This is a genomic window from Variovorax sp. IB41, assembly GCF_016405905.1.
In the GTDB taxonomy this organism is placed as follows: Bacteria; Pseudomonadota; Gammaproteobacteria; order Burkholderiales; family Burkholderiaceae_C; genus Variovorax.
In genome coordinates, this window is the sequence record NZ_JAEFCB010000003.1 from 204,508 (window position 1) to 226,569 (window position 22,062).

The window sequence follows — 22,062 nt, forward strand, 5'->3', positions numbered from 1 at the left end:
AAAATCATGCTTCAGTTCCTGAAAGCCCTTCAGGCGTCCGTGCTGGCCAAGGTGGCCGGCCTGTTCTTCCTGGTGCTGCTGCTGTGCATTCCGCTGGCAGAAATCGATTCGATCAACCGCGAGCGCGGCGAGAGCCAGCGCGAAGCGGCCCAGGAGCTCGCCGCCACCTATGCCAGCCGCCAGACCATGGTCGGGCCGCTGTTGCTGGTTCCGTATGTCGAGCGCTGGATGGAGCCGCTGCGCGATGCCCAAGGCAAGGTGATCGGCCAGGAGCAGCGCAGCAAGGAAATGGCCCACGTGGTGTTTCCCGACAAGCTGCACATCGACGGCTCGATGACGCCGCAAGAGCGCTATCGCGGCATCTTCAAGATCCCGTTCTACACGCTCAACGCGACGCTGACCGGTGGTTTCGCGGCCTTCGACCCCAGGGTCCTGCCGCACAGCGAAACCGATTCGAAGATCGAATTCAAGGCGCCCTTCGTCGCCTTCAACGTGAGCGACCTGCGCGGTCTCGACGGTTCGCCGGCGCTGGTGATGGGTGGCGAGGCGCTGCGTTTCAAGCAGCGCGTGCCGGGCATTGCCGACGACGCCTGGTTCGCCGACGGCATCCACGCGCCGGTCACTGGCGCCGCGCTCGCGGCGTGGCAAGCCAACGCGCCCTTGACCTTCGAGATGAAACTCGGCCTGGTCGGCCAGGACACCCTCGCGATCGCCCCCATCGCCGAAGAGACCACCGCGCGCCTCACCTCCCCCTGGGCGCACCCGAGTTTCGGCGGTCGCTTTCTCGCTGCGCAACGCAACGTGACGCCGCAGGGCTTCGATGCGCAATGGCGCATCTCGTCGCTCGTGACCTCGGCGCGCGAGCAGGTGCGCGCCGGGCTCTCCGGCCGCGGCGATGCGAGCGACGCCGCAGCCGCAGCCGCAACGGCAAGCAGCGCACGGCCGCAACGCAACCTCGGCACGTTGCAGACTTTCGACGTGTCGCTCGCGCAGCCGATCAACGTCTATTCGATGAGCACACGCGCCGGCAAGTACGGCATGCTGTTCATCGGCCTGGTGCTGATGGCCGCCTTCATGTTCGAGCTCTTTCGCAAGCTGCGGCTGCACCCGATCCAGTACGGCCTGGTGGGCCTTTCGATCGCGCTGTTCTTCCTGCTGCTGCTCGCGCTGTCGGAGAAGTTCGCGTTCTGGATCGCTTATGCGAGCGCGGCCAGCGCGAGCGTCGCACTGCTCGCCGTGTACTTCAGCGCGGTGCTCGGCGGCTGGCGACGCGGCCTGTCGTTCGGTGCTTTCATCGCGCTGTTGTACGGCGCGCTCTACGGGCTGCTCGCCTCCGAAAGCAATGCACTGTTGCTCGGCGCACTGCTGATATTCGGGATGCTGGCCACGCTGATGCTGGTGACGCGCAAGGTCGACTGGTACGCGCTGTCGCGGCGCGTGGAGCCCACCGTGCCCGTCGCGCCCATCGCACAAGGCGCATGAAACTCCTGCGGTTCGCGCTCGGCGCCCTGGGCTGGCTGGCCCTGGCAGCGCTGTGGTTCTGGGCCTGGCACCTGAAGGACCCGCATCTGCGCTTCATGCGCACTGGGGAGTTGCCGATGTTGCTGAGTGCGCTGTGCCTGAGCGCGGTGACCGCATGGCGTTTCGGGCGTCGCGTGTTGCGCCCGGTGTCGCTGGGCCTGGTGTTCGCGGCGTTGCTCACGGCCCTCGGCAACGAAGCGGCGGGCTGGCGTCACCGTGCCGACGTGGCGACTTCGTCCGGGCCGGTGGCGCAAACGCTGGGCGCGCACTTCATGGTCGGCTACGACGACGCGAAGGACCTGCACGAGCTCGCGCGCAAGGGCTTGATCGGCGGCGTGTTCATCACGGGCCGCAACGTGAGGGGGCGCACTGCCGCCGATCTGCGCAAGGAGATCGACGACTTGCAGGCGCTGCGCCGCGAAGCCGGCCTGCCCGCGCTGATCGTTGCGACGGACCAGGAGGGCGGCGCGGTATCCCGCCTCTCGCCCTTGATCGAACGCCAGCCCGGTCTCTCCACGCTGCTCGATGCCGACGTGCCCGAAGCCGAACTCGCGCAGCGTGCCCATGCCTACGGCGCGCAGCAAGGCCGCTCGCTCGCCGCGCTCGGCATCACGCTCAACTTCAGCCCCGTGGTCGATCTGCGCACCGGCCGCGCGCCCGGCAAGTGGGACTTGCACACCCGCATCGACGAACGCGCCATCTCGGCCGATCCCGCACTCACCGCGCAGGTGGCGCTCGCTTACGAGCAAGGCCTCGAATCGGCTGGCGTGCGCGGCACCCTCAAGCACTTTCCCGGCCTTGCGGGCGTGACCGAAGACACGCACCACTTCGCCGCGACCCTGCGCACGCCCGTCGCCCGACTTGCAACACATGACTGGAAGCCGTTTCAAGACGTGTCGAAAAACTCGAACGCCGCGATCATGCTCGGCCATGTGATCGTTCCGGAACTCGACGCGGTCTATCCGGCCTCTTTCTCGCGCAAAATCGTGCAGCAGCTGATTCGCGGCGAGTGGGGCTTTGAAGGCCTCCTCGTCACCGACGATCTGACGATGGGCGCGGCCTACAACCGCGGGCTGTGCGACGCCACGGTCCGCGCCCTCGATGCCGGTGTGGACCTGTTGTTGATCGCCTTCGACCACGACAAGTATTTCGACGCCATGCATTGCGCGCAGCAGGCCGCGCAGCGCGGCGCACTCGACCTGCCGATGCTGGAACGCAGCGGCCCCCGTCGGCTCCAACCCTTTCGCTAGCAGCCCCTTTTTATGTTCAAACGTTCAAGCTCCTCCCCACCCGAAGACGGCGCCACGCCGGACGACCGCAACGCGCGCTGGCAACGCATCGGCAAATGGAGCGCCATCGTGGTGGGCTCCGGCGCACTGGTGGTGCTGGTCGCATCCATCGTCACGGTGGTCGCCATCTATCCGAAGCTGCCCGACATTTCCGAGCTCGCCGACTACCGGCCCAAGCTGCCGCTGCGCGTGTACTCGACCGAAGGCACGCTGATCGGCGAGTTCGGCGAAGAGCGCCGCAACCTCACGCCCTTCGCGAGCATTCCGAAGATCATGAAAGACGCCGTGCTCGCCGTGGAAGACGCGCGCTTCTACGACCACGGCGGCGTCGACTACAAGGGCTTCATGCGCGCCGCGGTGGCCAGCCTCAAGGGCGGCCGCAAGCAGGGCGCCTCGACCATCACGATGCAGGTGGCGCGCAACGTCTACCTGAGCTCGGAGCGCACGCTCAGCCGCAAGACCTACGAGATCATGCTGGCCTTCCGGCTCGAGCAGCAGCTCACGAAGGACCAGATCCTGGAGATCTACCTGAACCAGATCTACCTGGGCAATCGCGCCTACGGTTTCGCCGCCGCCTCCGAGGCGTATTTCGGCAAGCCTTTGCAGAACGTGACCATCGCCGAAGCCGCCATGCTCGCCGGTTTGCCGAAGGCCCCTGGCGCGAACAACCCGGTGGCCAACCCGCGCCGCGCGCGGGCGCGCCAGCTCTACGTGATCGACCGCATGCAGGAGACCGGCTTCATCACCGCCGACCAGGCGGCCGAAGCGAAGAAGGAAGAGCTGCACCTGCGCGACGCGGCCGATCCGAACCGGCTGCACGCCGAGTACGTGGCCGAGACCGTGCGGCAGATGATGTACGCGCAGTACGGCGACAGCATCTACACCAGCGGCATGAAGGTCTACACCTCGCTCGTCGCGGCCGACCAGGCCGCCGCCTACAAGTCGCTGCGCAAGGGCATCATGGATTACGAGCGGCGCCAGGTCTATCGTGGCCCCGAGAAGTTCGTCGATTTGCCGACCGAGCAAAAGGAAGTCGACGAAGCCGTGGACGACGCGCTGGCAGAACATCCGGACAACGGCGATGTGATCGCCGCCGTCGTGCTCGATGCCAACGCGAAGGAAATCAACGCCGTGCGCGCCAACGGCGAAGCGATCCAGATCACCGGCGAAGGCCTCAAGCCCGCGCAGTCGGGCCTCGCGGCCAAGGCCCCGCCCAATATCAAGATCCGCCGCGGCGCGGTGATCCGCGTGGCGAAGACGCCCAAGGGCACGTGGGAAATCACGCAACTGCCCGAAGTCGAAGGCGCCTTCATCGCCATGGACCCGCGCAGCGGCGCGATCCGGGCACTGGTTGGCGGTTTCGATTTCGGCAAGAACAAGTTCAACCACGTGACGCAGGCGTGGCGCCAGCCGGGTTCGAGCTTCAAGCCGTTCATCTATTCGGCCGCGCTCGAAAAGGGCTTCACCCCCGCCACCGTGGTGAACGATGCGCCGCTGTATTTCGATGCCAACGCCAACGGCGGCCAGCCCTGGGAGCCGAAGAATTTCGAAGGCACCTACGAAGGCCCGATGCCGCTGCGCACCGCGCTCATGAAATCCAAGAACCTGGTGACGCTGCGCGTGCTGCAGTCGATCGGCGCGCCCTATGCGCAGGACTGGGTCACCAAGTTCGGCTTCGACAAGGACAAGCAGCCCGCCAACCTGCCGATGGGCCTGGGCGCCGGCTCGGTCACGCCGATGCAGATGGCGGTGGGCTACTCGGTGTTCGCCAACGGCGGCTACCGCGTCAATCCGTACCTGGTCACGCGCGTCACCGACATGAAGGACAAGGTCATCATGGAAACCGAGCCGCCGGTGCTCGACGAAGCGCGTCGCGCCATTCCCCAGCGCAATGCCTTCATCATGGATTCGCTGCTGCAAAGCGTGGTGAAGGGCGGCACCGCGTTCAAGGCGCACCAGGCCCTGAAGCGCGACGACCTCTACGGCAAGACCGGCACCACCAACGATTCCTTCGACACCTGGTTCGCGGGCTTCCAGCCCACGCGCGTGGGCATCGCATGGATCGGCTACGACACGCCGCGCCAGCTCGGCGTGCGCGGCGAAACCGGCGGCAGCCTGAGCCTGCCGATCTGGATCGGCTACATGCAGTCGGCGCTGCAGGGCGTGCCGGTGACGCAGCCGGCCGAACCGCCCGGCGTGGTGAACATCGACGGCGAGTGGTACTTCGACGACTTCACACCGGGCCACAACGTGGCGAGCCTGGGCCTGGAAAACGCGGAGCAGGCGCCGCCGCCGGTGGAAGAACTCACGGGTGCGCCGATCGGCGCGCCGCCGCCGCCCGAAGAACGCAGCCGCATCCTCGACTTCTTCAGGTAACCGCGCCGGAAGGGGGACGCCACCGGGTCTCTACACTCGGTGCCGTCCCCTTTTTTTGCTTTGGCCGAACGCATTCATGGAAATCCTCACGCTGGTGGCGCTGCTTCTTGTCGGCGCCTACATCCTCAAGTCCAGAGACCAGCGCCAGCGCATCGCGCTGCTGGGAAGCCACCTGGGCCAGTACCAGATCGAGAAGCTGATGGAGAGCCTGACCCAGGGCTACCTGCGGTGCCTCGGCGAAGACGATCCCGAACGCCGCCAGCAGATCTGGAGCCTGCTCGATACCACCGAGGAAAAACTCTCGGCGCAGTTCGACAATTTCGCGGCCGAGTTCGCACGCGTTCCCGAAGCGGAAACGCGCGTGAGCAAGCTGCCCCTGGCCATTCCCTACGCGCACAAGCTCTTTCCGTCCGCGACCTTCGACCTGCGCGAAGCGTTGAAGATCCACGCGCGCGGCATCGCCGGCGTGATGAAGAACGCATCGAGCCGTCCGGCCAAGTCCAAGGCCTTCACCATGTCGGCCGAGCTCTTCCTGATGCAGCACACCTGCCACTGGTTCTGCAAGTCGAAGACGGTGGCATCGGCGCGCATGCTGGCGCGGCACCAGACCTCGTACGAGCAGTTGCTCGATGCGGTGAGCCCCGAGACGCGCAGCGCCTACGGCGCCCTGATTGGCCAGTGATCGGCCAGTGACCCGATCAGTGGTGTGACGCCAGCGGCAGCGTGAGCGTCGCTACCGCGCCGCCGCGCGCCGCATTGCCCAGTTCGATGCGCCCGCGGTGCAGCGCCGCGATTTCCTTGACGAACGCCAGCCCCAGCCCCGTGCTTTTCTTCTGGTTGTGCGGCCGCGCGAGCGAATAGAACTTCTGGAAGACTTTTTCCTGCGCGTACTCTGGAATGCCTGGCCCGTGATCGCGCACGCTCACGCGCGCGAGCTTCGCGGTGGTCTCCAGCGTCAGCAGCACTTCGCTGTCGGGCGGTGAGAAATCGATCGCGTTGTCCAGCAGGTTGCTGATCGCGCGGCGCAGCAGGAACGGATCGCCTTCCGTGCTGGCTTCGGCGCGAATGTTCACCAGGAGGCGGATGTTCCGCTTGGCCGCCGCGGGCTGCGCGCTGATGGCAATGTCGTCGATCAGCGAAGCCAGCGGCACCGGCTCCGTGCGCTCCAGCGCGCGCCGCGTTTCGAGCGCGGTGAGCTCCATCATGCGGTCGACGATTTCCTGGATGCGCTGCGTCTCGCGCTCGATGTTCTTCAAGAACCGCTCGCGCTCCGCATGCGGCATCGACGGCTCCTGCAGCAGCTCGGCCGCGCCGCGAATCGCCGAGAGCGGGCTCTTCACTTCGTGCGTGAAGGTCTGCACGTAGTCGGCCACGTAGTTGCGGCCCGTCAATGCATCGCGCATTTCGCTGAAGCCGGTGCGCACTGCGTCGACCGCGCGCCGCGCCATGCGCGAGAAGCTCAGGCTGCGCTGTGCGCGGACCCAGGTCCAGTAGTCCGAGATCAGCCCGAACGGCCGCACCAACCAGACCGAAACGATCAGCGCCAGCAGCAACAGCGCCAGGCCCGAACCCACGCCGACCCACAGCGTGCGGGCCCGCGCGTCTTCCACGAACTGGCCGAAGCTCTGCACCGGCTTGCCGACGCTGACCATGCCGACGATCTCGTTGTTCCAGCGGATCGGCGCGCCCACGTACATCACCGAGGTGCGCGGATCGCCGTCGACGTCGCGCGAGGTGCGCGCGCCGTAGAGACCCGCGAGCGTGCGGCTCACGTCGCTCCACTGCGAGTAGTCGGCGCCCAGGTGCCTGCCGAGCGAATCGAACATCACGCGGCCGCTGCGGTCCGTGACGTACACGCGCAGTTCCACCTGGCTTTTGTGCAGGTTGTAGATCTGCGCCGAGAACTCGCGCGCATAGACCGTGCGGAACAGCGGCTCCAGCCGATCGGTGTTGATGGCGCCCGCGATCACGTCCTGCTCGACCAGGCTGGCCATCAATTGCGAAGTCTCGACCAGCGATTCCTCGGCCGATTCGCGGTAGCGCGGATCGATGTCCGACACCACGCGGTAAAGCAGAAAGGCGATGCCCGCCGTGTAGATCAGCAGGATGCCGATGAAGATCCGCGTGCGCCGGGTCACGAAACCCTGGCCGGCAATTCTTCGTTCAGCGCATAGCCGGTACCGCGCAGCGTGCGGATCGGCTCGACGTCGGGCGCCACCGCCTTGAGCTTGGCGCGCAGCGTCTTGATGTGCGCATCGACCGTGCGATCGAAGCTGTCGCTCGCGTCGTCCCAGACGTGTTCCAGCAATTCGTCGCGCGTGAAGACGCGGCCCGGCCGCTGCACGAGCAGCCGCAGGAGCCCGTATTCGTAGCGCGAGAGCTCCAGGAGCCGGCCGTAGTACCGGATCTGCATCCGCTCGTTGTCGACCGCGAAGGGCATTGGCGGGGCCTGTGGCGTCGCTGGAGGCGCTGCGGTCGAATTTTGAGGGGGTACCCCGGTTCCCTGCGCTGCGGCCGTTCCGGGGCCTCCAGGGCTGTTGCGCGTGCTGCGCCGCAGGATCGTGCGGACCCGCGCGACCAGTTCGCGCGGCGAAAACGGCTTGGCGATGTAGTCGTCCGCGCCCAGTTCCAGCCCCACCACGCGGTCGATTTCGTCGCTGCGGGCCGTGAGAAACAGCATCGGCACCTCGGGACCGCCCTGCGACTGGTTCAGCGCCCTCAGGCGCTTGAAGAGTTCGAACCCGTTGAGATCGGGCAGGCCGATGTCCAGGATGGCCAGCGCGGGCGGCTCCTGCGCGAACTGCGCGATCGCTTCTTCGGCGGTGGCGCACCAGACCGGCGTGAAGCCGTCGCTCTTGAGGACGTACTGCAGCGTATCGGCGATGCCCGATTCGTCTTCGGCGATCAGGATCCGGGGTTTGAAGCTCATCCGCGAATGTTAGCGAGGGGAAGGAAGGCGGCGATGCCGGTTTTCGTCCGAGGCGCCGGGGACCGGCGCGGCCGTTCGCGGCCTTTTTTTTGGCGCGGCGCTCTTTCTGTCTTCTATTTCTTATTCTTCTTATTCAAATTAGTAGTAGTAGATAAGGGAAGCCCTCTTCTGTGGACAGGGCACTTTTTTCGTTATGTGACAACGACTTGTCACAGCTGCGTCACTGTGCGCAGCCCTGCTTCCGGGATGTACCCGCAAAAGGGACAACATCGGGCAACCCGCCGGCCCTGTGGATAACCGATGGCTTGTGCCAAAACTCTCCCCAGAGTTGTCCTTTGACAGTCCCCGACAAATCTGCGAAAGACGGTTTTGGGCGCAAGAAATTCATTGCCTCTTATTTGGGCAATATGTAGATTTCCTTTTGAAATCAACCACTTGCCACACCCCTACACAGAAGTGCCGACGTTATCCACAGAGTTGCCCAAGTTTTGCGGGGACAACGCGGAAAGGAACCTTCGAGGCTCGTGGCGACCCAATGCCGTCCTTCACATTGCGAAAAATTTCGAACATGACACCCTCAGAAACCAAGGCCATCGTGACCCTGAGCCTGCTGGCTGCCTTTGTCGACGGCGAGAAACACGAGCGCGAACGCGCCGAGATCAAGCGCATTGCGGAGGGCCTGTCGCAAGCCGACGGGTTGAACCTGCCGACGCTCTACCAGGACGTGCTGATGAAGCGTGTTTCCCTCGCTTCGGTGGCGGGTGAGCTGACCAGCAACGAATCGAAGCAGCTCGCCTATGAGATGGCGGTGTGCGTCTGCGATGCCGACGGCGCGCAATCGGAAGCGGAGCGCATGTTCCTTGCGGACGTGCGCACCTCGCTCGGCCTCGATGCCTCGGCGGCGCGGTTCTCGCAGCAGGCCGAAGAGATTGCCGCGGTGCCCGTGGGTGCTGCGGCAGGCACCGCCGTCACGGCGGTGGCCGCCCCCAACACGCCCGACAGCGCCGAGCTCGACAAGTCGATCCTCAATGCCGCGATCCTCAACGGCGCGCTCGAACTGCTGCCCGAGACGCTCTCGACCATGGCGATCATTCCGCTGCAGATGAAGCTGGTCTACCGCATCGGCCAGGCCCATGGCTACCAGCTCGACAGCGGCCACATCAAGGATTTCCTGGCCACGGTCGGCGTGGGCCTGACTTCGCAGTATCTGGAGCAGGCCGGGCGCAAGCTGCTGGGTGGCTTGCTCGGCAAGGTGGGCGGCGGCCTGCTGCGGGGCCTCGGCAACCAGGCCGTGAGTTCGGGCATGAGCTTCGCCTCGACCTACGCGCTGGGCCATGTGGCCAAGCGCTACTACGCCGGCGGCCGCACGCTCTCGACGCAGATGCTCAAGGACGCGTTCTCCGGCGTGGTGAAGGAAGGGCAGAGCCTGCAGACGCAATACCTGCCGGCCATCCAGGAGAAGGCCCGCACGCTGGATGCGGGCAAGGTGCTGTCGCTTGTACGAGGCGCCTGAAACAGGCACTCCCCCAGGCTTCGCGCACTGCGTGTCGCTTCGCCAACCCCCTCGCCGGGGGCAACACCAGCGGCCCGGCAAAGCCGGTTCCGCGGTGTTTCTAGAGGAGAGAGTCGGCTAAACCTTGCTCAGGTCGTCCAGGATCGGGCAGTCCGGCCGCGCATCGCCGTGACAGCAATGCACCAGGTGCGCGAGCGTGTTGCGCATCGACTGCATGTCCGCGATGCGCTGCTCCAGTTCGCCCAGGTGCTTCTGCGCGATCCGCTTGACGCTCGAACTCGCGCGCCGGCGGTTGTGCCAGAGGCCCACCAGTTCGGCGATTTCTTCCATCGAGAAACCCAGGTCGCGCGAGCGCTTGATGAAGCGCAGCGTGTGCACATCGGCCTCGCCGTACTGGCGGTAGCCGCTGTCGGTGCGCGCCACCGCCGGCAACAGGCCCAGCCCCTCGTAGTGCCGGACCATGCGCGCCGACACGCCCGACAGGCGCGCCGCTTCGCAGATGGCGACCTGGCCCGTCATTGAACGCCGTAGCCCGCGTTCTCGATCGCGGCCACGATGTCCTTGCGCGGCTGCTCGCTCAGCACGTCGACATGGCCCGTCTCGAGGTCCACCGTGACCTGCGCTTCGGGATCGACCGTCTGCACCGCGTTCTGCACCGCGCTCACGCAGTGGCCGCAGCTCATGCCCGAGACCTGGAATTTCTGGCTCATCGTTCTGACTCCTTCTTGGATGGATGAATGAATGAATGCAATGAGCCGCCAGTTTGAACCCTCTCACGATGTCAACGTCCAGCGAAGGGGCACTTCAGATCCGGCCTTGACCTTGCCATGGTGTGAGGCTTTAGTCTTCGGGACATGGAAACCTTGCAGCAACTCCCCTCGTCAACCACCGCCACGCTGGACCTCTCGGTGGGCGGCATGACCTGCGCTTCGTGCGTGATGCGCGTGGAGCGCGCCTTGAAGAATGTGCCCGGCGTGCAGGACGTGAGCGTCAACCTCGCGACCGAATCGGCCCGCGTGGTGACCACCGATGCCGAAGACATGGACGCGCGCCTGCGCCGCGCCGTGCGGGCCGCCGGCTACGAGCCGCGCGCGGCGAGCAGCGCGGCCGACGAAGCGGCGGCCCTGTCACCGTGGCACGGCTTCGGCCCGGTGGCCGTCGGCCTGGCACTGTCGATTCCGCTTTTGGCGCCGATGCTCGGCGATCCGTTCGGACAGGACTGGATGCTGCCGCCCTGGCTGCAGCTGTTGCTCGCCGCGCCGGTGCAGTTCTGGCTCGGGGCGCGTTTCTATCGCGCGGGCTGGCATGCGGCCAAGGCCCGCACCGGCAACATGGACCTGCTGGTGGCACTCGGCACCAGCGCGGCCTTCGGGCTGTCGCTGTGGCTGTGGTGGCGCGCGGCGACCGGCGAACACGCGGGCCACGGCGGGATGCCGCATCTCTATTTCGAAGCAGCCGCAGTAGTGATCACGCTGGTGCTGCTGGGCAAGTGGCTCGAGGCGCGTGCCAAGCGCCAGGCGACTTCCGCGATCCGTGCGCTGCAGCAATTGCGGCCCGAAGTGGCGCACCTGGTGGGCGCGCGCGGCGAGAGCGATGTGCCGCTCGCCGAGGTGATGGTAGGCGACCGCCTCGCCGTGCGGCCCGGCGAGCGCGTGCCCGCCGATTCGCGCGTGATCGAAGGCCAGTCCGAAGTCGATGAATCGATGCTCACCGGCGAACCCCTGCCGGTGGCCAAGGAACCGGGCGATGCGCTCACAGGCGGTGCGGTCAACGGCGATGGCCGGATGGTGATCGAGGTGCGTGCGATCGGCGCCGAGAGCGTGCTGGCACGCATCATCCGCCTGGTCGAGGATGCGCAAGCCGCCAAGGCGCCGATCCAGCGGTTGGTGGACAAGGTCGCGGCCGTGTTCGTGCCCGTGGTGCTGGTGATTGCGCTGGTCACGCTGATGGGCTGGTTGATCGCAGGCGCGGGCATCGAAACCGCGTTGATCCATGCGGTCGCCGTGTTGGTGATTGCCTGCCCTTGCGCGTTGGGCCTCGCCACGCCAGTGGCCGTGATGGCCGGCACCGGCGTGGCTGCGCGGCACGGCATCCTGATCAAGGACGCACGCTCGCTGGAGATCGCGCACCGCGTCGACACCGTCGCCTTCGACAAGACCGGCACGCTGACATTGGGGCGGCCGGTGCTCACTGCATTGCTGCCGGTTGCAGGCATCGAGGCCACGGAAGACCAACTGCTGGCAACGGCCGCCAGCCTGCAAGGCGGCAGCGAGCATCCGCTCGCACGCGCGGTGCTCGCGGCCGCTGCGCAGCGCGGCGTGCAGGCGCTGCCCCTGGGCGCGATGCAGGCCATGCCGGGCCGTGGCGTTCGCGGCGAAGTGAACGGCGCCACCTGGGCCATCGCGAGCCTGCGCTGGTGCAGGGAGCTCGATGCGATGCCCGCGGAAGCCGAGATCGACAGCCTGCAGGTGCAAGGCGCCACGGTGTCGGCACTGTTGCGTTTCGATGAAGCAGGTGCCGCACATGTGCAGGCCCTGCTGGGCTTCGCCGACGAGCCCAAGCCACAGGCTGCCGAAGCCATTCGCACGCTGCGTGCGCGAGGCCTGCGCGTGGTGATGATCTCGGGCGACAACCTGCGCGCGGCGCAGGCGATGGCGGCGCGGCTCGGCATCGCGATCGAGGATGTGCGCGCCGACGTGCTGCCGGCCGACAAGGCCGCGCAGGTCAGCGCCTTGCGTCGCGACGGCCACGTGGTGGCGATGGTCGGCGATGGCGCCAACGACGCGCCCGCGCTCGCCGCGGCCGACGTGGGGATCGCGATGGCGCCCTCGGGCGGTGGCACCGACGTGGCGATGGAAGCGGCCGGCATCACGCTGATGCGCGGCGACCTCGCGCTGGTGGCCCAGGCGTTCGAACTCTCCGCGCGCACCGTGGCCAAGATCCGGCAGAACCTGTTCTGGGCCTTTGCCTACAACGTGGCCGGCATCCCGCTCGCGGCCTTCGGCCTGCTGAGCCCGGTGGTGGCCGGCGCGGCGATGGCGCTGTCGAGCGTGAGCGTGATGGCCAATGCGCTGCTGCTGCGCCGCTGGAAGCCCTGAGGGGCTTTCAGTCGAACAGCAGCGCCATCATGTGATCGTCGATGGCTTCTGCGTCATCGGCTCGTTGGTAGAACTTGCGCAGCGTGCCTTCGCGCTGGAAACCCAGCTTCTCGTAGAAGCGCAGGCCCGGCGCGTTGTCGCTTTCCACGCAGAGCTCGATGCGCTTGACGCCTGCCGCCTTCAGTTCGTCGATCGCCTGGCTCACCATCGCGAGCGCCACGCCCTGGCCATGCAGCGCGGGATCGACGGCCAGCGTGCCCAGGCTGGCCACATGGCGCACCCGCCCCTGATAGCGCGTCGCGCGATAGAAGCCGGCGATCCGCCCGTCCAGTTCGTAGACGAAGAAGCGGCCGCTCTCGACCATCTCCTGGTAGATGGGCCGGAAGTCCTCGAGCGGCATCGGGTCGTAGCCGAGATAGGGCACGACCTTCTCGTGCATGTAGAGCGTGAAGACGGCGTGGAGGTCTTCGGGCGTGGCGAGCCTGCGCATGGTGAAAGTCCCGGAGCGATGGAAGCGCCGAGCTTAGCGACTGCGCTTCAGGCCATCAGCACCATCGAGAACGCCAGCAACGCGCATTGAATGCACCAGGCCCATCGCAGGCGAATGCGCGAATCCAGCACCGCGCCGATGGCCCAGAAACCTGCGACGGCCAGCGCAAGGATTTCAAGCCCGGTCCGGAACGCGATATCGTCCGCGTCCCACAGAAAAGCGAGCGTCACGCCGATCCATCCGATGAAGTGGATCGATGCCGAGACCACCTGCGCGCGGGTCAGCGCCGGATCGTGGATGTGCATCGCCTCGCCGAGCGAGAACGCCGCTTCCGGAAATTGCGCCGCCACATCCGCCGGTCGCCACCCCGGCGGCTTGAACCACACCGAGAGCTTGTCGCGCCACCTGCGCGTGTGCCAGCTGTCGCGCAACAGCGGTGCATACGGCCCGAGGATCGCCCGCAGCGGATCGAAGCTCGCGAGTGCCTTGCGCGTGCCGTAGACGCAGCGCTCGTTCTCTTCGGCGAAAGTGCCGAACAGGCGGTCCCACACCACGAGCATGCCGCCGTAGTTGCGGTCCACATACCCGTCGTTCATCGCGTGGTGCACGCGGTGGTTCGAGGGCGAGGAAAACACGCGGTCGAACCAGCCGAGCTTGCCGATGTGCTCGGTATGGATCCAGAACTGGTAGACCAGCACGATGAGCCCCGCGATGCCGAACTGCTCGGGCGGCACGCCGACGACCGCCATCGGCAGGTAGAAGGCCCAGCCGAGAAAAGCCACCATGCTTTCTTGCCGCAGCGCGGTCGAGAAGTTGAACTGCTGGCTCTGGTGGTGCACCGAGTGCGCGGCCCAGAACACCGCCGACTCATGGCCCGCGCGATGCAGCCAGTAGTCGCAGAAGTCGAACAGCAGCACCGCGGCGATCCAGCCGATGGCGCTGTCCCAGAAGGTGGGCCGCGTCCAGATCGCGACCAGTGGATAGACCATCGCGTAGAGACCGATCTGGAAGAGCTGCGTGCACACCGCGAGCGCCTGGCTCAAGAGGCCCTGGCTCAGGCTGCCGAGCGTGTCGCTGAAGCGGTAGGTGTTGCGGCGCTTCGACCAGCCCCATGCGAATTCGCACGCCATGAGCAGCGCGAACACGGGCACGACGAGAACGACCAGCCGATGCACTGCGCTCTTTTTTTCAGCAGGCCTTCAGCGAATCTTCAGCGACCCGACCCGCCCGGTGCATCCGAAGAAAGGCCGGCCACGATCACCGCGTTGGTGCCGCCGAAAGCGAAGGAGTTGGAGAGCGCGTAGCGGATGCCCTTGGCTTCGCGCGCCTCACCGCGCACGAAGTCGAGATCGAAAGCGGCATCGGGCGTCTGCAGGTTGGCGATGGGCGGAAGCGATTCGCGCGCCAGCGCGCGCAGCGCTGCAATGAGCTCGATGGCGCCGCCGCCGCCGAGCACGTGGCCGTGGATCGCCTTGGTGGCGCTCACGGGCGTGGCGTTGCCGAACACCTCGCGGATCGATGCGGCTTCGGCCGCGTCGCCGGCCGAGGTGGCGGTGCCGTGCGCGTTGATGTGGCCGATGTCCGAGGCCTCGATGCCGGCATCGCGCAAGGCGGCGCGCATGGCACGCACCTGGCCGGCGCTGTCGGGGTTGGTGATGTGCGTGCCGTCGCAGTTGGTGGCGTAGCCCGCGAGCACGAAGGGAGACGCTTGCGCACCGCGTGCCTGTGCATGCGCTTCGGATTCGATCACCAGCGCGGCTGCGCCTTCGCCGATGGCAAAGCCGGCGCGGTCGCCGGAGAAAGGCCGGCAGGCGGCGGAGGGCGCATCGGCTGGCGGCGGCGCCATCACGCGCATCGCGTGCCAGCTGGCCATCACGCCGGGCGTGAGCATGGCGTCGTGGCCGCCGACGATGGCCACGTCGATCCAGCCGCCGCGGATGGCGCGCATCGCCTCGCCGATGGCCATGGCCGAGGAGGCGCAGGCGCACGCGTAGGCAATGGCCGAGCCGCGCGCGCCGAAGTGCAGTGCAAGTTCGGCGACCGCGGCGTTGGGCATCACGGTGAGCACGGTCGTCGGGCGCATGCGCTTGTGCTCGCCGTAGAGCGCGCTGGTCGTGGTGTCGAAGGCGCCCGCGCCCGCCAGGCCGCTGCCCCAGAAGATGCCCAGGCGCTCGGGGTCGACGCTGCCGGCGCCGAGCCTGGCCTGCGTAGCCGCGTCCTGCGCGGCGGCCAGCGCCATCGCCGTGCCGCGGTCCAGCGGCAGGCGCGAGGTGCTGCGCACGCCGTTCGAATCGAAATCGCAGGCGGCGACGGCGAGCGACATCGGGTCCATGCCCTTGATCTCGAGCGTCTGTGCGCGCACGGCCGAGCGGCCGGCGAAGAGCGCAGCGTCGAAGGCTTCCACGGTGCGGCCGATGGGCGTGACAAAACCCATGCCGCTCACGCGAACGGGTGCCGATGCGGCACGTGCCGCGGAGGCGGCGAGAACGGCGTGCGCGGCACCGCTGCTCATGCGTGGGCCGCTTCGGCGGAAGGCGCGGCCACGCCGCTGCTCTCCGTGTCGATCACCTCGCACAGGCGCTGCAGCGTGATGCCGGCCTCGCGCGGGTCGAGCCGGTCCTCGGGAATGCGCAGGTGAAAGGCGTCTTCCACCGCGAAGACGAACTCCATCAGCGCGAGCGAATCGAGGCCGAGGTCGGTCAGCACGGTGGCCGGCGAGATGGCGCTGCGATCGAGCTTGAAGTCGGTCTCCAGGATCGTCGCGATGCTGTTGAAGGTGGGCGAGGACATGGGCGGTGTTCCTTTCGGGTGTGTGCGTTCTTGCGAACTCATGCGTACAGGGGATGCGCGGGCATCGTCCCATGCGCGACCGCGTCGGCGAACGACACGGTTTCGCGCACGACCTGCTGGCGGTCGTTGTCGATCGTGATCATGTGGTAGCTGTTGGCCACGACCACGGTGCGGAAGGCGCGGCAGCGAAGGCCGCGCGCGAGGATGTCGAGGTTGGCCACGCTGGCCACCTCGTCCTGCTGGGCATGCAGCGCGAGCACGTTGTCGCATTGCACGGCGTTCAGGTTGCGCCGCACATGGCGGATCAGCCGGTCGTGTTCGCGCAGGTGCCCCACGCCGATCACCGAGCTGCCGGCGCGCGAGATCTTGCGATGCCGCAGCTCGCGCTCGATCCAGGCGCGCACGCGTTCGTTCTTCACGCCGTAGGGCGGGCGTTCGCGGTATTGCCAGAGGCGTCCGAGCGGCGTGTAGAAGGCCAGCGGCAAGAGGAACTGCGTGCGCGGAATCGCCCAGCCGTCAAAGCGCAGCGTGGTGGACATGAGCACCAGCGCATCGACGTCGCGCCCGCAGCGGATGGCCGCGCCCAGCGCGAGCGAGGCGCCGGCGGAGATGCCGACCAGCATCACCCGGTCGTGCTGCGCGCGCAGCGCCTTGACCTGCGCCTGGATGGCATCGAGCCAGCGCTCGTAAGGCGCGGCATGCTGCAGCGGCGCACTGGCATCGAACGAGTAGCCGTCGATCGACAGCGGGTGCACCGCATACCCCCGGGCGCGCAATGCCGATTGCACGGTCAGCAACTCGTCAGGCGTGCTGCATAAACCATGCAGCAGGACCACCGCGGTGCGTTGCACCTCGCGCGGCACCATGCTCAGCTGATCGGAGGAATCGCGGGCGCTCATCGTGTGGCGCCGGCCACGAAAATGGCCCCTGTTTCATGCTGCTGTCGTATGCTCATGCAACGACTATCGTGTGGAGCTACTGACCGGCCCCTGACCCATCCATTCAGCAACTCTTCACACTTCCACCACCCCCACCACCATGCGAATCCTGCTTGTCGAAGATGACGCCGTCCTGCGCGATGTGATGCTGCGCAGCCTGGCGGACGCGGGCCACCGGGTCGACGTGTCGACCAACGTCGAAGACGCCGACCACCTCTGGCGCGTGCAGCCCTTCGACGCGGTGCTGCTCGACCTCAACCTGCCGGCCACCGCGAGCCCCACGAGCGGCCTGGCGAGCGGCCTCACGGCGCTGAGGCAGGCCCGCGCACGCGGCGACCGCACGCCGGTGCTCGTGCTCACCGCGCGCGGCCGCACCGAGGAGCGCATCGCGGGCCTGGATGCGGGTGCCGACGACTACCTGGGCAAGCCCTTCGATCTGGCCGAAGTCGAGGCGCGCCTGCGTGCATTGGTGCGCCGCGCGAAGGGCACCGAAGACATCGTGCTGCTCGGCCAGTTGAAGCTCGACCGCAAGGCGCGCCGCTTCTCCACCGCGGGCGGCCCGCTCGATTTGCCCGCGCGTGAGTTCGAGGTGCTGTGGGAGCTGATGAGCCCGCCGGGCCGCACCGTGAGCAAGCGTGCGCTGTCCGACAAGCTCTCCAGCTTCGACGAGTCGCTGGGCGACAACGCGCTCGAGGCCTTCATCTCGCGGTTGCGCAAGAAACTGCTGGGCACCGGCGCGAGCATCCGCACGCTGCGCGGCATCGGCTACCTGCTCGAAGCCGAGGTGTGACGGACAGCACCGCTTCGCTGATCGCGCGGCCGATCGCGCCGTCGCTCACGCGGCGCGTCCTGCGCAACGTGCTGGTGCCGCTGGCACTCACGTGGATGCTCGGCGCGGTGATCGCGCTGGTCATCGCCAACTACTTTTCCGAACAGGCTTTCGACCGCGGCATGCTCGACGATGCGTATGCGCTGTCGGCCAACGTGCAGGCGGGCGAGCGCGGCATCGAGCTTTTGCTCACGCCGCGCGAAGTGGCCACGGTGCTCTTCGACCAGATCGACAAGGTCCACTTCTCGGTGCAGCGGCTCGACGGCACGCTGATCTCGGGCGAGTCGGAACTGCAGGCGCCGTTGCCCGCGGGCGGCGCGCGCTACCGTTTCTCCGACGTGACCTACCAGGGCAAGTCCATGCGCGCGGTGACGCTCGAACACGATGCGGAACCGGGCATCGCCATGCCCTACCGCGTGGTGATCGCGCAGACCACGCTGAGCCGCACGGCGCTCGTGCGGCAGCTGCTCGGCTTTGCATTGGCGCCGCAGATCCTGCTGCTGGTGCTGCTGGCCGTGTGGCTCTGGTACGGCATCCGCAGCGACCTGCGGCCCCTGGGCGATCTGCAGCGCGCGCTCGACCGGCGCGACGTGCGCGATCTTTCTCCGGTGGCGGTGGCGCAGACCTCGCGCGAGCTGCAGCGCCTGGGCAATGCGGTCAACTCGCTGTTCGAGCGGCTGGGCCACAGCGTGCAGGCGCAGCGCGAATTCGTGGGCAACGTGGCGCATGAATTGCGCACGCCGCTCGCGGGCATCCGCGCGCTGGCCGAGTACGGCCTCGCGCAGCACGACACGACGGTCTGGCGCGAGCAGCTCGAGCGCGTGTCGGAGCGCCAGGCGCGTGCGAGCCACCTGATCGACCAGCTGCTCGCACTCGCGCTGGCCGAGGAAGCACGCACGAGCCTGGCGCGCGCGCCGGTGCACCTCGATGCGCTGGCCGAGCAGACGGTGCTGCGCCACCTGGCGCGCGCGGATGCGCGGGGCGTGGACCTCGGTGCGCGCGGCCTGGACGACGGCGTGGTCGTGATGGCCAACGAAGCGCTGGTCGAAGGCATCCTGGACAACCTCATCGACAACGCGCTGCGCTATGGCGGCCGCACGATCACGGTGGAGCTCGCAGGGCGCACGCTGAGCGTGATCGACGACGGGCCCGGCATTCCGATCGAAGCGCAGCGCGACCTGATGCAGCGCTGGGCGCAGGGCCCCGCGGGACAGAAGCTGGGGCAGGGCTCGGGCTTGGGGCTGTCGATCGTGTCGCGCTATGCCGAACTGCTGGGCGCGGAGCTGCGGCTCGAAGCGGCCGAGCCCACGGGCTTGCGCGTGAGCGTGGCGTTCGGAGAAGTCGCCTAGGTCTGTGTCGAAAGCGGCGTGCCCTGGTGGAACGCCATGCGCCATCTGCCGCGACGAAGACGCCACAGCGAACTGCGAAGCGAGTCGGCTGCGGGCCGCTCCGGTATCGCGTCGCGGTGCGCGCGGTAGGTGACCAGCGCGATGTCGGGCGCCATGCGTTGCACACGAAAATCCGAGATCGTTCGCTCCGAAAAGGCTTCGTCGCGCAGCGCTTCGATGATCGCGGGCCGTGTCCATTCGATGCCCGACACGCCGAGCTCGCGGAAGTCGTCGTCGAGCAACTCCTCCAGCTGCGCGGCGCTGGACCGCACCTCGCGCAGATGCAGCGCGCCTTCGAGCTTCAACAGCAGCGCATCGAGGTCTTCGGCCGGTTCGGCTTCGTAGAGTTCGAGCGGAAGCCCATCGGGATCGGCGAAGAAAGTGAAGCGCCGGCCCGTGTATTCGTCGATGCGCAGCGGCTCCACAGTGATGCCTTGCGCCGCGAGTTCATGGGCCGCAGCCTGCACGTCGTGCACTTCGAAGGACAGGTGCCGCAGCCCTTGCGCCTCGGGCCGCGTGGGGCGCGCGGGCGCCTCGGGAAACGAGAACAGCTCGACCTGCGAACCGTCGGGCAACGCAAGATCGAGCTTGTGCGAATCGCGCGCCGCGCGGTAGTTTTCGGCGACGACGCGCAGGCCGAGCACCTCGGTGTAGAAGCGCTTGGAGCGCGCGTAGTCGGCGCAGATGATCGCGATGTGGTGAATGCGGGCCAGCTGCATCGGGGTCATTTCTTCAAGGGCTTGCGCAGGAAGACGCGGGTGCGCTCGGCGAAGGCGAGGCGCTTGTATTCGACATAGCCGATGCGTTCGTAGAGCGCGCGGTTCTCGGTCATCTTCTCGTTGGTGAAGAGGTAGATCGAATCGTGACCTTGCCGCAGTGCTTCGCGCTCGGCGAGTTCGAGCAAGGCGCGTCCCACGCCGGTGCCCTGGTGCTGCGGCCGCACCGCGATCACGTCGATCACGAAGCCTTCATCGGTGACGTCGAGCACCAGCGCGGCGATGGTTTCGTCGTGCTGCGTGGCGACCCAGACCTGCGCGTTCGCGATGGCCGCGCCGTAGTCCTTGGTCATCGGAATCGGCGTGAGGCCCAGGCGCGGAATGTAGTGGCGGAAGGCTTCGGCGGCGCAGGCGGTGATGGATGCCGCATCGGTCGCATCGGCCCGTTTCAGCACCCACGGTGCGACGATGCTCACGCGTCGAACTCCACCTCGCCCTCGATCTCGACCGGGATGTTGAACGGCAGCTCCGCCATGCCCACGGCACTGCGCGCGTGCGCGCCGATGTCGGGCCCGAAGAGTTCGAGGACGAGGTCCGAGAAGCCGTTGATCACCGCCGGTTGCTTGTCGAAGCCGGGTGCCGAGGCGACCATGCCGAACACGCGCGTCCAGGCGGTGATGCGGTCGAGATCGCCGAGCGCGCGCTGCAGGCTGCCGAGCATCGCCAATGCGGTGAGACGTGCCGCCGCATAGCCTTGCTCGACGCTCACCTCGCGCCCCAGCTTGCCCAGCGGCGCAGCGATGGTGCCGTCGGCGTTGAGCGGGCCGTGGCCCGAGACGATGGCGCGGCGGCCGATGAGCCGCACGAACTGGAAGGGCAGCACGACGCCGGGCGGCGGCGTCACTGGCGGGGGAAGAACGAGGCCGAGCGCGGCCAGTCGTTGCTCGATGCGGGCCATGGCGTTTCTCTCCTGTGACGGACTGGAAATGTCCGCCGCATCTTGCCATGGCCCTGCGGATCAGCCGAGCGCCGGATAGTCCGTGTAGCCCTTGGCGCCGCCGCCGTACATCGTGGCCTTGTCGAGCTCGTTGAGCGGTGCGTTCTCGCGCAGGCGGCGCACCAGGTCGGGGTTGGAAATGAAGGGCTTGCCGAAGGCGATCAAGTCGTCGCCTTCCTTCACGGCTTCATCGGCCAGCGGCTTGTCGTAGCCGTTGTTGACCATCCATGCGCCCTTGCCGCCGGCTTCGCGGTAGGCGGCCTTGAGGGCTTCGTAGTCGAAGGGCCGGTCCTCGATTTCGCGCGGGCCGCCGGTGGCGCCTTCGATGATGTGGATGTAGGCCAGGTTCAGCTGCGCGAGCTGCTTGACCACGTAGGTGAAGAGCGGCTGCGGGTTGCTGTCGTGCACGTCGTTGGCGGGCGTGACGGGCGACAGGCGGATGCCGGTCTTGCCGCCGCCGACCGCATCGACCACGGCGCGCGTGGCTTCGAGCAGCAGGCGCGCGCGGTTCTCGATGCGGCCGCCGTAGTCGTCGGTGCGCTTGTTGCTGCCGTCCTTCAGGAACTGGTCGAGCAGGTAGCCGTTGGCGCCGTGCACTTCGACACCGTCGAAGCCCGCGGTCTCGACCGCGCTGCGGGCCGCGACCGCGTAGGCGTGGACGATGCCCGGCAGCTCGGTGACGTCGAGCGCGCGCGGCTCGGAGGTCTCCACGAAGGTGGGCACGCCGTCCTTGATGAGCACGGTCTTGGTCTTGGCGGTGATGGCCGAGGGCGCGACGGGCTTACCGCCATCGGGTTGCAGTTCGGTGTGCGAGACGCGGCCCACGTGCCACAGCTGCACGACGATCTTGCCGTCCCTGGCGTGCACCGCGTCGGTCACGCGCTTCCAGGCATCGAGCTGCTCGGTGCCGTAGAGGCCGGGCACGTCCGAATAGCCCTGGCCCTGGTGGCTGATGGCGGTGGCTTCGGTGATCAGCAGGCCCGCGCTGGCGCGCTGCGCGTAGTAGGTGGCGGCGAGCTCGGGCGGCACGGCGTTGGGCGATCGGTTGCGCGTCAACGGCGCCATCACGATGCGGTTGGCGAGCTTCAGGTCGCCGGCCTGTACGGGGTCGAAGAGGGTGGACATCGTGAAAGAAGGGGCAGAGTTGAAACAGGCGCAAGGCTAAGCGCCCGGCCTCAACCCTGCTGT

20 protein-coding genes and 1 pseudogene are annotated in these 22,062 nt (G+C 67.4%); 8 read left to right on the forward strand and 13 right to left on the reverse strand.

Annotation, left to right across the window (positions count from 1 at the left end; translation table 11 throughout):
• Nucleotides 1–6 precede the first annotated feature (6 nt).
• From creD to JC881_RS09590, 4 genes are all read left to right on the forward strand, one after another.
• On the forward strand, nt 7–1,482 hold the full coding sequence (gene creD / locus JC881_RS09575; protein WP_198785480.1) for a cell envelope integrity protein CreD: 1,476 nt from the start codon (nt 7–9) through the stop codon (nt 1,480–1,482).
• Nucleotides 1,479–2,771: a glycoside hydrolase family 3 protein gene (locus JC881_RS09580; protein ID WP_198785481.1), complete on the forward strand. Its 1,293-nt coding sequence runs from the start codon at nt 1,479–1,481 to the stop codon at nt 2,769–2,771. The genes creD and JC881_RS09580 overlap by 4 nt, the downstream gene beginning before the upstream one ends.
• Nucleotides 2,772–2,783: 12 nt before the next feature.
• Nucleotides 2,784–5,186, forward strand: a complete 2,403-nt coding sequence (locus tag JC881_RS09585; RefSeq protein WP_198785482.1) for a penicillin-binding protein 1A — start codon at nt 2,784–2,786, stop codon at nt 5,184–5,186.
• Nucleotides 5,187–5,262: 76 nt separating this feature from the next.
• Nucleotides 5,263–5,868: a hypothetical protein gene (locus JC881_RS09590; protein ID WP_198785483.1), complete on the forward strand. Its 606-nt coding sequence runs from the start codon at nt 5,263–5,265 to the stop codon at nt 5,866–5,868.
• A 16-nt stretch (nt 5,869–5,884) separates the two neighbouring features.
• On the opposite strand, the gene creC is transcribed toward JC881_RS09590, so the two are convergent.
• Entirely contained in the window at nt 5,885–7,324 is a 1,440-nt protein-coding gene (gene creC / locus JC881_RS09595) for a two-component system sensor histidine kinase CreC (protein WP_198785484.1), read from the reverse strand.
• Nucleotides 7,321–8,115 (reverse strand): two-component system response regulator CreB, encoded by a 795-nt coding sequence (gene creB, locus JC881_RS09600; protein ID WP_198785485.1) that lies wholly within the window; start codon nt 8,113–8,115, stop codon nt 7,321–7,323. The genes creC and creB overlap by 4 nt, the downstream gene beginning before the upstream one ends.
• 568 nt (nt 8,116–8,683) lie before the next feature.
• Here creB and JC881_RS09605 point away from each other — a divergent pair.
• Nucleotides 8,684–9,628: a YcjF family protein gene (locus JC881_RS09605; protein ID WP_198785486.1), complete on the forward strand. Its 945-nt coding sequence runs from the start codon at nt 8,684–8,686 to the stop codon at nt 9,626–9,628.
• A gap of 117 nt (nt 9,629–9,745) precedes the next feature.
• On the opposite strand, the gene cueR is transcribed toward JC881_RS09605, so the two are convergent.
• Both cueR and JC881_RS09615 read right to left on the reverse strand, forming a co-directional pair.
• Nucleotides 9,746–10,147 carry a Cu(I)-responsive transcriptional regulator gene (gene cueR / locus JC881_RS09610; protein WP_198785487.1) on the reverse strand — a complete coding sequence of 134 codons (402 nt, stop codon included), beginning with the start codon at nt 10,145–10,147 and terminating at the stop codon, nt 9,746–9,748.
• Complete coding sequence (locus JC881_RS09615) at nt 10,144–10,338, reverse strand: heavy-metal-associated domain-containing protein (protein ID WP_198785488.1); 195 nt, start codon at nt 10,336–10,338, stop codon at nt 10,144–10,146. Before JC881_RS09615 ends, cueR begins: the two co-directional genes overlap by 4 nt.
• Nucleotides 10,339–10,482: 144 nt before the next feature.
• Here JC881_RS09615 and JC881_RS09620 point away from each other — a divergent pair, with 144 nt between their 5' ends.
• Entirely contained in the window at nt 10,483–12,726 is a 2,244-nt protein-coding gene (locus JC881_RS09620) for a heavy metal translocating P-type ATPase (protein ID WP_198785489.1), read from the forward strand.
• Nucleotides 12,727–12,733: 7 nt separating this feature from the next.
• On the opposite strand, the pseudogene JC881_RS09625 reads toward JC881_RS09620, so the two are convergent.
• The 5 genes and pseudogenes from JC881_RS09625 to JC881_RS09645 form a co-directional block, all read right to left on the reverse strand.
• A pseudogene (locus tag JC881_RS09625) lies at nt 12,734–13,234 on the reverse strand (GNAT family N-acetyltransferase); the annotation flags it as partial.
• A gap of 29 nt (nt 13,235–13,263) precedes the next feature.
• On the reverse strand, nt 13,264–14,391 hold the full coding sequence (locus JC881_RS09630) for a sterol desaturase family protein (RefSeq protein ID WP_198785491.1): 1,128 nt from the start codon (nt 14,389–14,391) through the stop codon (nt 13,264–13,266).
• Nucleotides 14,392–14,426: 35 nt separating this feature from the next.
• On the reverse strand, nt 14,427–15,728 hold the full coding sequence (locus JC881_RS09635) for a beta-ketoacyl-[acyl-carrier-protein] synthase family protein (protein WP_198785492.1): 1,302 nt from the start codon (nt 15,726–15,728) through the stop codon (nt 14,427–14,429).
• Nucleotides 15,725–16,006, reverse strand: coding sequence for a phosphopantetheine-binding protein (locus tag JC881_RS09640; RefSeq protein WP_093435640.1), 282 nt, complete (start codon nt 16,004–16,006; stop codon nt 15,725–15,727). The genes JC881_RS09635 and JC881_RS09640 overlap by 4 nt, the downstream gene beginning before the upstream one ends.
• Before the next feature lie 38 nt (nt 16,007–16,044).
• Nucleotides 16,045–16,905: an alpha/beta hydrolase gene (locus JC881_RS09645; RefSeq protein WP_198785493.1), complete on the reverse strand. Its 861-nt coding sequence runs from the start codon at nt 16,903–16,905 to the stop codon at nt 16,045–16,047.
• Between the two features lie 139 nt (nt 16,906–17,044).
• Between JC881_RS09645 and JC881_RS09650 the strand changes: the two genes are divergently transcribed.
• The gene (locus tag JC881_RS09650; protein ID WP_013538509.1) at nt 17,045–17,734 is read left to right on the forward strand and encodes a response regulator transcription factor; all 690 of its coding nucleotides are present in this window, start codon (nt 17,045–17,047) and stop codon (nt 17,732–17,734) included.
• Nucleotides 17,731–19,122 carry a sensor histidine kinase gene (locus JC881_RS09655; RefSeq protein ID WP_198785494.1) on the forward strand — a complete coding sequence of 464 codons (1,392 nt, stop codon included), beginning with the start codon at nt 17,731–17,733 and terminating at the stop codon, nt 19,120–19,122. Before JC881_RS09650 ends, JC881_RS09655 begins: the two co-directional genes overlap by 4 nt.
• Here JC881_RS09655 and gloA2 read toward each other — a convergent pair.
• From gloA2 to JC881_RS09675, 4 genes are read right to left on the reverse strand one after another with little or no spacing between them, the layout of a single operon-like run.
• Nucleotides 19,119–19,889 carry an SMU1112c/YaeR family gloxylase I-like metalloprotein gene (gene gloA2, locus JC881_RS09660; protein WP_233101671.1) on the reverse strand — a complete coding sequence of 257 codons (771 nt, stop codon included), beginning with the start codon at nt 19,887–19,889 and terminating at the stop codon, nt 19,119–19,121. The two genes, JC881_RS09655 and gloA2, sit on opposite strands and share 4 nt — an antisense overlap.
• Nucleotides 19,886–20,353 carry a GNAT family N-acetyltransferase gene (locus tag JC881_RS09665; RefSeq protein WP_198785496.1) on the reverse strand — a complete coding sequence of 156 codons (468 nt, stop codon included), beginning with the start codon at nt 20,351–20,353 and terminating at the stop codon, nt 19,886–19,888. The genes gloA2 and JC881_RS09665 overlap by 4 nt, the downstream gene beginning before the upstream one ends.
• Nucleotides 20,350–20,835: a RidA family protein gene (locus JC881_RS09670; RefSeq protein ID WP_198785497.1), complete on the reverse strand. Its 486-nt coding sequence runs from the start codon at nt 20,833–20,835 to the stop codon at nt 20,350–20,352. The genes JC881_RS09665 and JC881_RS09670 overlap by 4 nt, the downstream gene beginning before the upstream one ends.
• Nucleotides 20,836–20,895: 60 nt before the next feature.
• Entirely contained in the window at nt 20,896–21,999 is a 1,104-nt protein-coding gene (locus tag JC881_RS09675) for an alkene reductase (RefSeq protein ID WP_198785498.1), read from the reverse strand.
• Nucleotides 22,000–22,062: the final 63 nt, after the last annotated feature.